At 75.8% G+C, this 13585-nt stretch carries 13 protein-coding genes; 8 read left to right on the forward strand and 5 right to left on the reverse strand.

All coding sequences use genetic code 11. From position 1 onward, the window contains the following. Positions 1–2 precede the first annotated feature (2 nt). The 5 genes from ACWIX6_RS17620 to ACWIX6_RS17640 are packed head-to-tail and all read left to right on the forward strand — an operon-like array spanning position 3 to position 5913. On the forward strand, positions 3–836 hold the full coding sequence (locus tag ACWIX6_RS17620; RefSeq protein ID WP_448613729.1) for an alpha/beta fold hydrolase: 834 nt from the start codon (positions 3–5) through the stop codon (positions 834–836). A gap of 52 nt (positions 837–888) precedes the next feature. Next, positions 889–2199, forward strand: a complete 1311-nt coding sequence (locus tag ACWIX6_RS17625; protein ID WP_448613730.1) for a PP2C family protein-serine/threonine phosphatase — start codon at positions 889–891, stop codon at positions 2197–2199. A 35-nt stretch (positions 2200–2234) separates the two neighbouring features. After that, on the forward strand, positions 2235–3347 hold the full coding sequence (locus ACWIX6_RS17630; RefSeq protein ID WP_448613731.1) for a winged helix DNA-binding domain-containing protein: 1113 nt from the start codon (positions 2235–2237) through the stop codon (positions 3345–3347). Between the two features lie 48 nt (positions 3348–3395). Beyond that, positions 3396–4784: an MFS transporter gene (locus ACWIX6_RS17635; RefSeq protein ID WP_448613732.1), complete on the forward strand. Its 1389-nt coding sequence runs from the start codon at positions 3396–3398 to the stop codon at positions 4782–4784. 49 nt (positions 4785–4833) lie between these two features. Further along, positions 4834–5913: an NAD-dependent epimerase/dehydratase family protein gene (locus ACWIX6_RS17640; protein WP_448613733.1), complete on the forward strand. Its 1080-nt coding sequence runs from the start codon at positions 4834–4836 to the stop codon at positions 5911–5913. 79 nt (positions 5914–5992) lie between these two features. On the opposite strand, the gene ACWIX6_RS17645 is transcribed toward ACWIX6_RS17640, so the two are convergent. Together ACWIX6_RS17645 and ACWIX6_RS17650 are read right to left on the reverse strand one after the other, a co-directional pair. Further along, positions 5993–7147, reverse strand: coding sequence for an acyl-CoA dehydrogenase family protein (locus ACWIX6_RS17645; RefSeq protein WP_448613734.1), 1155 nt, complete (start codon positions 7145–7147; stop codon positions 5993–5995). Between the two features lie 119 nt (positions 7148–7266). Then, the gene (locus ACWIX6_RS17650) at positions 7267–8121 is read right to left on the reverse strand and encodes an aldo/keto reductase (protein ID WP_448613735.1); all 855 of its coding nucleotides are present in this window, start codon (positions 8119–8121) and stop codon (positions 7267–7269) included. Between the two features lie 170 nt (positions 8122–8291). Here ACWIX6_RS17650 and ACWIX6_RS17655 point away from each other — a divergent pair, with 170 nt between their 5' ends. Beyond that, positions 8292–9605 carry an MFS transporter gene (locus tag ACWIX6_RS17655; protein ID WP_448613736.1) on the forward strand — a complete coding sequence of 438 codons (1314 nt, stop codon included), beginning with the start codon at positions 8292–8294 and terminating at the stop codon, positions 9603–9605. Further along, on the forward strand, positions 9598–10191 hold the full coding sequence (locus ACWIX6_RS17660; protein WP_448613737.1) for a histidine phosphatase family protein: 594 nt from the start codon (positions 9598–9600) through the stop codon (positions 10189–10191). The genes ACWIX6_RS17655 and ACWIX6_RS17660 overlap by 8 nt, the downstream gene beginning before the upstream one ends. Before the next feature lie 71 nt (positions 10192–10262). On the opposite strand, the gene ACWIX6_RS17665 is transcribed toward ACWIX6_RS17660, so the two are convergent. Both ACWIX6_RS17665 and ACWIX6_RS17670 read right to left on the reverse strand, forming a co-directional pair. Further along, the gene (locus ACWIX6_RS17665; protein ID WP_448613738.1) at positions 10263–10907 is read right to left on the reverse strand and encodes a dihydrofolate reductase family protein; all 645 of its coding nucleotides are present in this window, start codon (positions 10905–10907) and stop codon (positions 10263–10265) included. An 84-nt stretch (positions 10908–10991) separates the two neighbouring features. Beyond that, positions 10992–12074 carry an EAL domain-containing protein gene (locus tag ACWIX6_RS17670; RefSeq protein WP_448613739.1) on the reverse strand — a complete coding sequence of 361 codons (1083 nt, stop codon included), beginning with the start codon at positions 12072–12074 and terminating at the stop codon, positions 10992–10994. 114 nt (positions 12075–12188) lie between these two features. Here ACWIX6_RS17670 and ACWIX6_RS17675 point away from each other — a divergent pair, with 114 nt between their 5' ends. After that, positions 12189–12860, forward strand: a complete 672-nt coding sequence (locus tag ACWIX6_RS17675; RefSeq protein WP_448613740.1) for a TetR/AcrR family transcriptional regulator — start codon at positions 12189–12191, stop codon at positions 12858–12860. A gap of 36 nt (positions 12861–12896) precedes the next feature. On the opposite strand, the gene ACWIX6_RS17680 is transcribed toward ACWIX6_RS17675, so the two are convergent. Then, positions 12897–13493, reverse strand: a complete 597-nt coding sequence (locus ACWIX6_RS17680) for a dihydrofolate reductase family protein (protein WP_448613741.1) — start codon at positions 13491–13493, stop codon at positions 12897–12899. Positions 13494–13585 lie beyond the last annotated feature (92 nt).

Below are 13585 nucleotides of genomic sequence, written 5' to 3' on the forward strand. Positions count from 1 at the left end.
GCATGGAGACCTTCCGCCGCGGCGACCTCGTGTTCGACGTCCACGACTCCGGTCCGGCCGACGGGACGCCCGTCGTCCTGCTGCACGGCTTCCCGCAGGACGCCGGCGCGTTCGACCGGCTGGCCCCCGCGCTGCACTCGGCCGGCCTGCGCACCCTGGCCCCCGACCAGCGCGGCTACTCCCCCGGTGCCCGGCCGCCCGGGCGGTCGGACTACCGGGTGCGCGCGGTGGTGGACGACGTCCTGGCGCTGCTGGAGGCAGCCGGGCTGGAGAGCGCCCACCTGGTCGGCCACGACTGGGGCGGCGCGGTGGGCTGGGCGCTGGCGGCCTGGCACCCGTGGCGCGTGCGCACGCTGACCGTCCTGTCGGTCCCCCACCCGGCCGCGATGACCCAGGCGATGGTGCGCAGCGACCAGGCGTTGCGGTCGTCCTACATGGGCTTCTTCCAGCTGCCAGGGGTGCCCGAGACCTTCCTGCTGGCCGGCGGGGGCCGGGGGCTGCGGCGGATGCTGCGGCAGACCGGCCTGCCCGACGAGCTGGCCGAGCGGTACGTCGCGCGGATGCGGGAGCCGGGCGCGCTCACCGCGGCGCTGAACTGGTACCGGGCGATCCCTTACGGTGGCCGGGACCCGGTGGGCGTGGTGCGGGTGCCGACGCTGCACGTGTGGGGCGACCAGGACGGCGCCCTCGGCCGGACGGGGATCGAGGCCAGTGCACAGTTCGTCGCCGCCCCCTACCGGCTGGAGGTGCTGGAGGGGATCGGGCACTGGCTGCCGGAGGTGGCCGCCGACCGGGTGGGCGAGCTGGTCACCGCCCACGTCCGCACGGCCGGGTGAGCCGGGCAGCTGCCCGGTCGTCCACGAGGAGCACGACAGGAGGTCGTCGGCGATGCCGCAGCACGCCCGTTGGAGGGCCGCGGAGCACACGGTGGGGGACGTCGCCCACCCGGACGCCGACCCGGCCACGCTCCAGGCGGAGCTGTCCCGCGCGCTGGAGTTGTCGGCGAAGATCCTGGACAACACCGCCGACGGCATCTACGGCCTGGACGCCGCCGGCCGCGTGGAGTTCGTCAACCCCGCCGCCGTCGCGATCACCGGGCACCCGCGCGAGGGCCAGCTGGGCAGCAACCAGCACCACCTCATCCACGGGCGCCGGCCGGACGGCTCGGCCTACCCGGTCGAGGACTGCCCGGTGTGGCAGGCGCTGCACACCGCCCGGACCGTCGTCGCGGACGACGAGGTCTTCTGGCACCGCGACGGCCGGCCGGTGCCGGTCGAGCTGGTCGCCGTCCCGACGGTCGAGGACGGCGTGGTCACCGGGGTGGTCGTCTCCTTCCGCGACCTGACCGCCCGGCGCGCCGCCGAGGCCCAGACGGCGGAGCTGCGCCGGCTGGAGCAGGCCGGCGCCGAGCAGCGGGCGCTGTCGGACCAGCTGCAGCAGGCGCTGCTCACCCCGCCGCCGGAGCCGGACCACCTGCACGTCGTCGTCCGCTACCAGCCGGCCTCCGACCGGGCCCAGGTGGGCGGGGACTGGTACGACGCGTTCCTGCAGCCCGACGGCGCGACGATGCTGGTCATCGGGGACGTCGTCGGGCACGACAGCCGGGCCGCCGCCGCGATGGGACAGCTGCGCGGGCTGCTCCGGGCGCTGGCCTACGACAACGACGAGACGCCCGAGGCGACGCTGACCCGCGTCGAGCGGGCGGCCCGGGGCCTGGCCGTGGAGACGCTGGCCACCGCAGTCCTGGCCCGGGTCGAGCGGCTCCCGGACGTCCCGGTGACCGGCACCCGGCTGCTGCGCTGGAGCAACGCCGGTCACCCGCCGCCGGTCCTGCTGGGCCCGGACGGGACCACCACCGTGCTGGAGGCGCCGGTGGACCTGATGCTCGGCATCGACCCGGACACCCGCCGGGCCAGTCACGAGACGGTGCTCCCCGACGACTCCACGCTGCTGCTGTTCACCGACGGCCTGGTGGAACGCCGTGGCGGCCACCTGGACGAGGGCATCGCCCGGCTCCGCGCCGCCCTGGCCGACCTCGGCACCCGGCCGCTGGACGAGCTGTGCGACACGCTGCTCGAGCGCTTGGTGCCCGGCCGCGGGGACGACGACGTGGCCCTGCTCGCCGTCCGGGCGTACCCGGAGGACCGGCCACGCCCGCCCGAGGCCGGCCCCAACGTGCTGCCGGCGGGCATCGACTGATCCCGGTCGTCGTACCCCCGCCCTACGGTGACCGGGTGGCGACCTCCCCGACCCGCTCGGCGACCCGCGAGGACGTGCTCGGCTTCCGCGTGCGCGCCCACCAGCTGGACCGGACCGCCGGGACGCCGGCCGACACCACGGTCCTCGACCTCGGCGTGCAGGACACCGGCCCGGACGGCGGCCGCTGGGCGCTCGCCGTCCGCGGGGTGGACGTCGCGGCGCTCGGCGTTGACGAGCTGGCCACGGTCTGGACGCTGCGCGGGGCGCCGCACCTCTACCGCCGCGGCGACCTCCCCGGCGTCGCGGCGGCGACGGCGCCGTTCTCCGAGGCCGACGCCGGCAAGCGGGTCTTCGACGCGGCCGGGCCGCTGAGGGCCGCCGGCATCCCGGTCCTGACCGCCCTGGACACGGTCGCCGCCGCGATGCGCTCGATCGTCACCGAGCCCACGGTCAAGGGCGAGATGTCCCGCCGGCTGACCGAGCAGCTGGACCAGCCGCACCTGCGGTACTGCGTGCCGTGCGGGGCCACCCACGTGCACGAGATGCCGTTCCGGCTGGCCGCGCTGCGCGCCGGCCTGGAGCTGCGGGCCGGCACCTCCCCGCCGGTGCTGCAGCCGATACCCGGGTTCAGCGTGGCCGGCACCGTCCCGGACCGGCTCGACGTGGTCCGGGGGTACCTGCGGCTGTTCGGCCCGGCGACCCCCAAGCACGTCGCCGCTTACCTGGACGCGCCGGTCCGCGACGTGACGGCGCGCTGGCCGGGCGACGTGGTCGAGGTGCCGGTGGACGGCGAGCGCCGGTGGCTGCTGGCCGAGGACGCCGACCGGCTCGCGGCCGGGCAGGCGCGCACCACCCGGCTGCTCGGCCCCTTCGACCCCTACCTGCAGCTGCGCGACCGGTCGCTGCTCGTGGCGGACCCGGCCCGGGCCAAGGAGCTGTGGCGCGCGCTGGGCCGGCCCGGCGCGGTGCTGGCCGACGGCGAGCTGGCCGGTACGTGGCGCCCGCGCCAGGCCGGCCGGAAGCTGACGGTCCTGGTGGACCCATGGGGTCCCGTCACGCCCGAACTGCGGGCAGCCGTCGACGAGCAGGCCGAACGACTGGCGGCCGCGCGGCAGGTGCAGCTGACCGCCGTCGAGCTCACCGGCTGACCCGGCCCGGCGGGTGAGCCGCGCCGGCCGCGGGGTAAGGGCCCGCCCATGACGACCGACGTGCCCGCCGCACCGCCGTCCCGGACGCGTTCGGAGCGGCTGGACCGGCTGCCGTTCACCCGCGAGCACCGGAAGCTCGTCGTCGGCTCCGGGCTCGGCTGGGCGCTGGACGCGATGGACGTCGGGCTCATCTCCTTCGTCATGGCCGCGCTGGCCGTGCAGTGGTCGCTGTCGCCGACCGAGCTGTCCTGGATCGGCTCGATCGGCTTCGTCGGCATGGCGCTGGGCGCCACCCTGGGCGGGCTGCTCGCCGACCGGATCGGCCGCCGGCAGGTCTTCGCGGTGACCCTGCTGGTGTTCGGCGTGGCCACCGGTGCGGCGGCGCTGTCCTGGTCGGTCGGCGCCCTGCTGGTCTTCCGCTTCCTCATCGGCCTGGGGCTCGGCGCCGAGCTGCCGGTGGCCTCCACCCTGGTCAGCGAGTTCGCCCCGGCGGCGGTGCGCGGGCGGGTGGTCGTGGCGCTGGAGGCGTTCTGGGCGGTGGGCTGGCTGCTGGCCGCGCTGATCGGCTACTTCGTGGTGCCGCGCAGCGACGCCGGCTGGCGCTGGGCGCTCGCGCTGGGGGCGCTGCCGGCGCTGTACGCGGTCGTCGTCCGGCGCCGGCTGCCCGAGTCGGTCCGCTTCCTGGAGCTGCGCGGCCGCGTGCCCGAGGCCGAGGCCGCGGTGCGCCGCTTCGAGGACGCCGCCGGGGTCGCGCCCGTCCCCTCCCCCGTCCCGTCGCCGACGCCGGCGCCCGGCCCCGGTGCGCTGTGGGCCCGCGGCACCCGGAGCCGGACCGCGGCGCTGTGGACGGTGTGGTTCAGCATCAACTTCGCCTACTACGGCGCCTTCATCTGGCTGCCCACGCTGCTGGTGGCCGCCGGCTTCTCCCTGGTGCGGTCCTTCGGGTTCACGCTGCTCATCACGCTGGCGCAGCTCCCCGGCTACGCGGCGGCGGCCTACCTGATCGAGCGCTGGGGACGCCGCCCGACGCTGGCGGTCTTCCTGGTCGGCTCCGCGGTCGGGGCGGGGCTGTTCGCCGGCGCCGAGGGCGAGACCGCCGTCCTGGTCACCGGGATGGTGCTGTCCTTCTTCAACCTGGGGGCCTGGGGAGCGCTGTACGCGGTGACGCCGGAGGTGTACCCGACGGCGCTGCGGGCGACCGGCGCCGGCGCGGCGGCGGGCTTCGGCCGGATCGCCTCGATCCTCGCACCGCTGTCGGTCCCGCCGCTGCTCGAGCGCGGCGGCAGCGGGCTGGTGTTCGGCGTGTTCGCTGCCTTCTTCGTGCTGGGCGCGCTGGCCACCTGGGGACTGCCCGAGCGGCGCGGCCGGGCGCTGGACGACCTCGACCCGGCTCCCGCCGAGCGGACCCCCGACCCGGTCCGCCCCTCCGGGAGCTGACCGGCGGCCGCAGCGGGTACCGGGCCGCCCGGCTGGGTAGCCGCCGTCCATGCCGGAACTCACCCCTGGACACCTGACCGGCCGCACGGTCGCCATCACCGGCGCCACCGGCAACGTCGGGACGGCGCTGCTGCGGGCGCTGGCCGACGCCGGAGCGACCGAGGTGCGGGGGCTCGCCCGCCGCCAGCCGCCGGACAGCGCCCCCTACGCCGGCGTGCAGTGGTACCTGACCGACCTCGGCGAGCGGGACAGCGAGGAGGTGCTGGCCGAGTTCCTGGAGGGCGCGGACGTCGTCGTCCACCTGGCCTGGGCGCTGCAGCCCGGCCGGGAGCCGGAGCGGCTGCGCCGGGTCAACGTCGACGGCACGCGGCGGGTGCTGGAGGCCGCCGGGGCCGCCGGCGTGCAGCACGTGCTGCACATGTCGTCGCTGGGCGTGTACTCCGCCGGCCCGCCCGCCCGCCGGGTCAGCGAGGACTGGCCGACCGAGGGCATCCCCAGCGCCCAGTACAGCCGGGACAAGGTCGCCGCCGAGCACCTGGTCCGCGACTTCACGACCGCCTACCCCGACGTGACGGTGTCCATCACCCGGCCGACGCTGGTGCTCCAGCCGGAGGCGGCCAGCGAGATCGGCCGCTACTTCCTCGGTGACCTGCTGCTCACCGCCGCCCGGCTGCTGCCCGGGCCGGTCGCGAAGGTGCTGCCGCTGCCGGTGCCCGGCGAGCTGCACGTGCAGTTCGTGCACGCCGACGACGTCGCCGACGCCATCGTGCGGATCATCGACCGCCGCGCGCCCGGCCCGTTCAACCTGGCCGCCGACCCCGCGCTGGACGCCGACGGCCTGGCGAAGGCGCTGGGCACCTACCGGCTGCCGGTCCCCGCGTTCCTCGTGCGGACCGCGCTGGACGCCGCCCACCGGGCGCACCTGGTGCCGACCGAGCCCGGCTGGCTGGACATCGGGCTCGGCGAGCCGCTGCTGGAGTGGGCGAAGGCCCGGACCCAGCTGGGCTGGACGCCCCGCCGCCGCGGGCCCGACGTGCTCCGCGAGTTCGTCGCCGCCCTCGGCCGCGGTGAGGGCAGCACCAGCCCGCTGCTGCAGCCGGCCGGCGGCCCCACCCGTCCCCCGGCCTGAGGAAGGACCCCCTTGCCCCGGCCCCCTCGCAGGGGCCTGCCGCGAGCTTGCGAGTGGTGGGGGGCAAGGGGGTCCTTTTTCAGCTGCGTGGCATGCCGGCGGCGCGGAGCAGCGCGCCGCCGATGATCACCTTCTGCACCTCGCTGGTGCCCTCGTACAGCCGGTACAGCCGGGCGTCGCGGTAGAAGCGCTCGACCGGCGTCGTCCGCAGGTAGCCCAGCCCGCCGTGCACCTGGACGGCGCGGTCGGTGGCCCGGCCGACCATCTCGCTGCAGAACAGCTTGGCGGCCGACGGGCCCACCGAGGTGTCCTCGCCGGAGTCGTAGCGGGTGGCCACGTCGAGCACCATGCTGCGGGCGGCCAGCAGCTCGGCGTGGGACTCGGCGAGCATCGCCTGCACGAGCTGGAACCGGCCGATCGGGGCGCCGCCCTGCCGGGCGGTGGCGGCGTAGGCGACGGACTCGTCGAGCACCCGCTGGGCCATCCCGACGCAGAGCGCGGCGATGTGCAGCCGGCCGCGGGAGAGCACGGTGAGCGCCTTCGCGTAGCCGCGCCCCTCCTCGCCGACCAGGGCGTCGGCCGGCACCCGGACGTCGTCGAAGAACACCTCCGCGGTCCAGGCGCCGGACTGCCCCATCTTCGCGTCGTGCGGGCCGACGGTGAGCCCGGGCGTGCCCGCCTCGACGACGAAGCTGGAGATGCCGCGACCGCCCCGCTCGGCCGGGTCGGTGCGGGCGAAGACGACGAACAGGTCGGCGATCGGCGCGTTGGTGATGTACCGCTTGCCGCCGGCGATCACCCAGCCGTCGCCGTCCCGGCGGGCGGTGGTGCGCAGCCCGGCCGGGTCGGAGCCGGCCTCGGCCTCGGTGAGCGCGAAGGAGCCGATCAGCGACCCCTCGGCCAGCCCCGGCAGGTACGCCTTGCGCTGCTCGGCCGAGCCGAACCGGGCGATGACCTGACCGGCGATGCCGTTGTTGGTGCCGAACAGCGAGCGGAAGGCCGGCGTGGTGTAGCCGAACTCGAAGGCCAGCTGGACGTCCTCGGTCATGGTGACGCCCAGGCCGCCGAACTCCTCGGGCAGCGCGTAGCCGAACAGCCCCATGTCGGCGGCGGCGGCCCGCAGCTCGTCGGGGATGCGGTCGGTGCGGTCGATCTCCTCCTCGCGCGGGACGACGACCTCCCGCACCAGCTGTCGAACGGCCCCCCGGATCTGAACGAAGTCCTCGGCGTCCATGCCGGACATGCTGGACCCCCGGTCGCACGGGGTGCGACCGGGGGCCCCGGGCTCTCTCGGCCTCCGTGCAGGGGCCCGCCGCGAGCTCGCGAGTGGCGGGGGGCACGGGGGTCCTTCACTTAGGCGAGAGCGTCCAGCCGGTCCATGTCGTCGTCGGACAGCGTCAACTGCGCCGCGCGCATGTTCTCGGTCAGGTGCTCGACGGACTTGGTGCCCGGGATCGGCAGGACCACCGGCGACTTCTGCAGCAGCCAGGCCAGCGCCACCTGGGACGGCGTGGCGTCCAGCTCGGCGGCGATCGCGGCGACCGGGCTGTCGGGCCGGGCCAGGTCGCCGGTGGCGATCGGGAACCACGGGATGAACGCGATGCCCTCGGCAGTGGCGTACTCCAGCACGTCGGCGGACTTCCGGTCGGTCAGGTTGTACAGGTTCTGCACGCTGGCGATCTCGGTGACCGAGCGGGCCTCCTGCAGCTCCTGCACCGACACCTCGGAGACGCCGATGTGCCGGACCTTGCCCTGCTCCCTGAGCTCGGCGAAGGCGCCCAGCTGGTCGGCCAGCGGGACGTCGGGGTCGATGCGGTGCAGCTGGATGAGGTCGATCCGCTCGACGCGGAGGTGCCGCAGGGAGAGCTCGACCTGCTGCTTGAGGTACGCGGGGCGGCCGACCGGGACCCACTCGCCGGGCCCGGTGCGGGTCAGCCCGGCCTTGGTGCCGATGACCAGCGTCTCGGGGTAGGGGTGCAGCGCCTCGGCGATGATCTGCTCGCTGACCAGCGGGCCGTAGGAGTCGGCGGTGTCGATGAAGTCGACGCCCTGCTCGACGGCGGCGCGGACGACGCGGACGGCGGCGGCCCGGTCGGCCGGCTCGCCCCACACGCCGGGGCCGGGGAGCTGCATGGCGCCGTAGCCGAGGCGGTGCACGGTCAGGTCCCCACCGAGGTCGAAGGTGAGCGTGCTCGTGGCGGTGGTCATGCGTCCTCCTGGGGATTCGGGACATCCGGTCGGGCGGCGCGGCCGCCCGGCTCTCCCTCCGCACAGCCCGCGGACCCGCCTGCCTCTTCCCCGTCCGGCCGGATGTGAGCCTCCCCACGGACCGGCTCCCGGGTGCCGTCGCGGCCGGGACCGTGCGGGATGGTGGTCAGGTGCAACGACCCGGACGAGGCCGACCCGCCCGGGGTCGCCCGCCCGGCGGGACCGCCGTCCCGGTGCTGCTGCTGGTCGGGCTGCTGCTGGTCGCACTCAACCTCCGGGGTCCGCTGGTGGCCGTCGCGCCGGTGACCGGCGACCTGCGGCGGGACCTCGCCGTCGGGGCCGGGACGGTGGGCCTGCTGACCTCCATCCCGGTGCTGTGCTTCGGCCTGGCGGCGCCGCTCGCCTCGCTGCTCATCACCCGGACCGGCGTGCACCGGGCCGTCCTCGTCTCGCTGGCCGGGGTGCTGGGAGGCAGCCTGCTGCGGTCGACCGGCAGCCCGGCCACCGCGATCGCGGGCACCGTCGTCATCGGGCTGGCCATCACCGTGGGCAACGTCGTCGTCCCGGTGGTCATCGGCCGGGACTTCCCCATGGCCACCAACGTCGTGATGGCCGCCTACACCGCTGCCCTGAACCTCGGCTCGACGCTGACCGCCTCGCTGACCGCGCCGCTCGCCGACCTGGTCGGCTGGCAGGCGGCGCTCGCGTCCTGGGGACTGCTGGTCGTCGGGGCCGCCGCGGTGTGGACCGCGGCGTTGCGCCGGCACGTCGCGCGGACGGCACCGGTCCCGGGCACCGCTCCCCCGGCGGAGGTCGACGACGGCCCCGGCCGGGCGGCGTGGCGGCGACCGGTGGCCTGGGGGCTGCTGCTCGCCTTCTCCGCGCACGCGTTCAGCTACTACGGGCTGACCGCCTGGCTGCCCAGCCTGCTGGCCGACGAGCAGGGGCTGTCCCGTGCGGCGGCCGGCGTCAGCTCGTCGCTGTTCCAGCTGACGGGCATCGCCGGCGCGTTCGCCGTCCCGGCGCTGATGGCGTGGTGGGGACGGCCGTCCTGGGTGCTGCTGGCGACGGCCGCCGCCTGGGCGGTGCTGCCGGGAGGACTGCTGCTCGCGCCGTCGTGGTGGCCGCTGTGGTGCTGCCTGGCCGGCGCCGCGCAGGGCAGCGGCATCACCATCGTGTTCCTCGCCGTGGTCACCCGGTCCCGCGGGCAGGCGGAGAACCGGCAGATGTCGGCGATGGTGCAGACCGGCGGCTACACCGTGGCGGCCACCGGCCCGCTGATCGTCGGGGCGGTGCACGACGCCACCGGCGGTTGGACCGTCCCGCTGCTGGTCATCCTCGGTGCGGTGGCCGTGATGGCCGTCGCCGGCGCCCCGGCAGCGGGCGGCCGCGCGGGGACCGCCACCGACGGCCGGGCGGACCTGCCCGCCGACGACGTCCCGGTGCCCGAGGTGGTCCCGGCGGAGAGGGGCACCCGTGGGTGAGCTGGTGGTCGTCCGGCACGGGCAGACCGAGTGGAGCAGGAACGGGCAGCACACCGGCCTGACCGACCTGCCGCTGCTGCCCGACGGCGAGGACGACGCCCGCCGCCTGCGGCCGGTGCTGGCCCGACGGCAGATCACGCACGCCTTCGTCAGCCCGCTGACCCGGGCCCGCCGCACCGCCGAGCTGGCCGGCCTGTTCGACGGCGGCGTGGAGACGGTGGTCGAGCCGGACCTGGTCGAGGTCGACTACGGCGGCCACGAGGGGCGGACGACGCCGGAGATCCGCGCCGAGCTCGGCCACCCGTGGTCGCTGTGGGCGGACGGGACGGTGCCCGGCCGGACCCCCGGCGAGACGCTCGCGCAGGTGGCGGAGCGGGTCGACCGGGTGCTCGACCGGGCGCGACCGCTGCTGGCCGACGGCGACGTGGCGCTGGTCGCCCACGGTCACGTGCTCCGCATCCTCACCGCGCGCTGGCTGGGGCTGGACCCGGAGTGCGGCGCGCTGTTCCCGCTGGCCACCGGCCGCTACGGGGTGCTGGGCACCGAGCACGACTGGCCGGCGCTGACCGGCTGGAACACCGTGTGAGGACCCCCGTGCCCCCCGCCGCTCGCGAGCTCGCGAGCTCGCGACGGGACCCTGCACGGGGGCCACGGGCGTCAGGTGTCGTGTCCCACGCCGCGATCGGGTGCGCTCATGTCGCCCGTGCCGGGGATGCCCTCGGCGAGCCCGTAGCGGAGGTACACGGTGCCCTGCGGACCGGCCACCGGCGGTTCGAGCAGCGTGACGTTGGTGGGCACCGCGCCCCCGTCGAACACCTTCTTCCCGACGCCGAGCACCACCGGGTGCACCCAGAGGTCCAGGCGGTCGTAGAGCTTCTCGCGCAGGAGCGTCTGCACCAGGTCCAGGCTCCCCACGACCTTCACGTGCTCGTGCCGGTCCCGGACCTCGCGGACCGCGGCGGGCAGGTCCGGTCCGAGCTGGGTGGACCCGGCCCAGGAGAGGTCCGGCCTCCCGCGGGAGGCCACGTACTTCGGGACGCCGTTGAACAGCGCGGCGATCCCGCCGTCCTGGCCGCCCTGCTGGTGCGGCCAGTAGGCGGCGAAGATGTCGTACGTGCGCCGGCCCAGCAGCAGGGCGTCGGTGCCCTCGTACGCGGCACCGATCTGCGCCCCGGAGACCTCGTCCATCAGGGGCGCCTGCCAGCCGCCGAACGGGAACCCCTCCGGGTCCTCGTCGGGGCCGCCGGGCGCCGGCCCGACGAGGTCGAGGGTGGCGAAGAGCTCGATGTGGATGAGGCCCATGTCCTGCTCCTGAGAAGTCGGTCGTCCCGGTCGGGAGTTGGACCTGGGGACGCCGGAGAACTCGTCGCTGCGCCGGGAACCGGTCTAGGCGTAGGCGTACTCGGGCTCGACCTCGGGCTCTGGACGCACCGGGCGGCCGAACCACCACCCCTGCCCGAGGTCGGCCCCCAGCGCCCGCACCTCGTCGGCGACCCGCTCGGACTCCACCCCCTCGGCGACCACCGTGGCACCCAGCCCGTGGGCCAGGCTGATCACCGAGGAGGCCACCGCCCGGGGACCGGCGTCGCTGAGCCGGGAGACCAGCTCGCGGTCCAGCTTGACCACGTCGGGCCGGACGGCGGAGATCAGCGCGAGGCTCGACCAGCCGGCGCCGACGTCGTCCAGCGCCACCCGCCAGCCCAGCGACCGGTGGTGCTCCAGCACGGCCAGCAGGTGCCCCCGGTCGGTGATGGCATGGGACTCGACCACCTCGAAGACCAGCTGCCGGGGCGAGAGCCCGCCGTCGTGCACCGCCCGCTCGGTGCCGGCCAGGCACACCTGCGGCCGGTACACCGCGGCGGGGTTGCTGTTCACGTACAGGTCGGCGCCGCCCAGCCAGCCGGCCGCGCCGCGGATCGCCGCCTCACGGGCGACCCGGTCTAGCCGGTCCAGCCAGCCGGCGGACTCGGCGAGGAAGAACAGGTCGCCCCCGCCGACCTCCCGGCCGTCGACCCGGCCGCGCAGCAGCGCCTCGTGCGCGACGACGGCGCCGTCGGCGAGGGACACGATCGGCTGGTAGACCGGCCACAGCTCGGCGTCGGTGAGCACGCCGATCTCCACGGTCACCCCGCGGCGGGCCAGCTCCACCGCCAGGGTGGGGGCGCTGAGCAGCCGGGTGGCCAGTGCCACCTCGTCCTCCGGCGGGTCGGCCGCCACCCGCACGGCCTCGGTCTCCGCGGCGGTGAGCTCCCGGGCCAGCCGCTGCAGGAAGCGCTGGGTGCGCCGCCCGTCGCCGCCGGGGTCGACGACCTCCAGCAGCCCGGGGTCGGCGTACACGTCCAGGCCCACCGCGCCGGCGGTCCGGGCGAGGCTGGGCAGGACGTGGCTGAGGCTGCTGGCCAGCAGCAGCCGGGTCGCTCGCTCCGGGGTGTCCCAGGAGGGCCGGAGGACGTCGGCGGTTCCGCTCACTCCTGCAGGATGACCGCCGGGACCGGTCCCCGACGGCAGGACGCGCCCGCCGGCCGGGCAGAGCCCACGCGGACCGGTCCGCACGAGGTTGATCAAGACCCCTACAGTGCGCGTGTGCCCGACCCCGCCGAGCCCGCCGACGGCCGCCTCCACCGCGGTGGACGCCCCCGCGACCCCTCCCGTGACCTGGCCATCCGCGCCGCCATCCTCCGGGTCCTCGCCCGGTCGGGATACGCGGCGCTGACCATGGACGCGGTCGCCGCCGAGGCCGGGGTGGGCAAGGCGACGATCTACCGGCGCTGGCGGACCAAGGGCGACCTGGTCGCGGCCGCGGTCGCCTCGCTCGGCGAGACCGTGACCGTGCTGCCCGACGGCGGCTCGCTGGAGGCCGACCTCCGTGCGCTGCTGCGCTGCCTGGTGGTCGAGGTCAACGGCCCCGCCGGCACCACGACCCGCGCGCTGCTGTCGGCGATGTCCCACGAGCCGCGGCTGCGGGAGGCGCTCGCCGCCGGTCCGATCGGGCGCTGGCTCGCCGCCTTCGGCGAGGTGTGGTCGCGGGCCGAGCGGCGCGGGGAGGTCCGCCCCGGCATCACCGGGACCACGGTCGCCGCCACGGCGTCGGCGCTGGTCCTGCAGCGCTGGCTGTTCGGGGCCGGTCCGGTCGACGAGGACTTCGCCGACCAGGTCCTCGCCGACGTCGTCCTGCCGCTGGTCACCACCGACGCCGGCGACACGGTGGAGACGGAGACCTCGGCGGCCTCGGGGCGAGGTCCGTCCACGTCGTAGCCGCGCGACTCCGGCGGGCCACGTCGAGCGTCCGGCTCACCGGCGGACGGCGTAGCGCAGCAGGACGTTGTCCGATCCCTCGGGGCGGCGGACGTCGAGCAGGCGCAGATCCGCGGGTCCGTCGAAGACGGGGGTGCCGCCGGCGAGGGCGCGGGGCCCGACCATGAGATGGACCTCGTCGACGAGGCCCTGGACGAGCAGCGCGTTCCACGTCGTCCGGCTGGCGAACACCAGGATGTCGCCGGACCCGCGCTGTTTCTCGGCAGTGACCCGGGCAGCCGCGGCGGCGCGCGGCACGACGGACGTCACGGCGTGCCAGGGGTTGTCGGCCGGCACGGCGAGCTCGTCGCTGACGACGACCTTCGGCAGCGGGTCGTAGAGCCGGCTCAGTTCACGGTTGTCGTCGCTCAGGGCTCGGTTGGCGGGGTCGTGCGGTGCGGTGGCGACGTTCGGCCAGTACGAGCTGAACATCTCGAACGAGCGGCGGCCGAGGAGCACGGTGCCGGCAGCGCGGATCCGTTCGAGGTTGTAGGCGTCGAAGGCGGCGTCCATGTTGAGCGCCATGACGTCGCCGCCGGGCCCCTCGTAGAACCCGTCGAGCGAGACGATGTTGCTGACGACCACGGTGCGCATGACGTCCTCCTCTGGTCGGACCTCCGGTGGGTCCTGCACCCCTGAGACGTAGCCGGTGCGCCCTTCTCGACATCGACCCCGCCGATCGGAGG

The organism is Modestobacter sp. URMC 112 (assembly GCF_053502575.1).

What these genes read in the sequence shown, in the direction of transcription:
- ACWIX6_RS17620 (WP_448613729.1), top strand. Translation starts at nt 3, where the DNA reads ATGGAGACCTTCCGCCGCGGCGACCTCGTGTTCGACGTCCACGACTCC.
- ACWIX6_RS17625 (WP_448613730.1), top strand. Translation starts at nt 889, where the DNA reads ATGCCGCAGCACGCCCGTTGGAGGGCCGCGGAGCACACGGTGGGGGAC.
- ACWIX6_RS17635 (WP_448613732.1), top strand. Translation starts at nt 3,396, where the DNA reads ATGACGACCGACGTGCCCGCCGCACCGCCGTCCCGGACGCGTTCGGAG.
- ACWIX6_RS17640 (WP_448613733.1), top strand. Translation starts at nt 4,834, where the DNA reads ATGCCGGAACTCACCCCTGGACACCTGACCGGCCGCACGGTCGCCATC.
- ACWIX6_RS17645 (WP_448613734.1), bottom strand. Translation starts at nt 7,147, where the DNA reads ATGGACGCCGAGGACTTCGTTCAGATCCGGGGGGCCGTTCGACAGCTG.
- ACWIX6_RS17650 (WP_448613735.1), bottom strand. Translation starts at nt 8,121, where the DNA reads ATGACCACCGCCACGAGCACGCTCACCTTCGACCTCGGTGGGGACCTG.
- ACWIX6_RS17665 (WP_448613738.1), bottom strand. Translation starts at nt 10,907, where the DNA reads ATGGGCCTCATCCACATCGAGCTCTTCGCCACCCTCGACCTCGTCGGG.
- ACWIX6_RS17680 (WP_448613741.1), bottom strand. Translation starts at nt 13,493, where the DNA reads ATGCGCACCGTGGTCGTCAGCAACATCGTCTCGCTCGACGGGTTCTAC.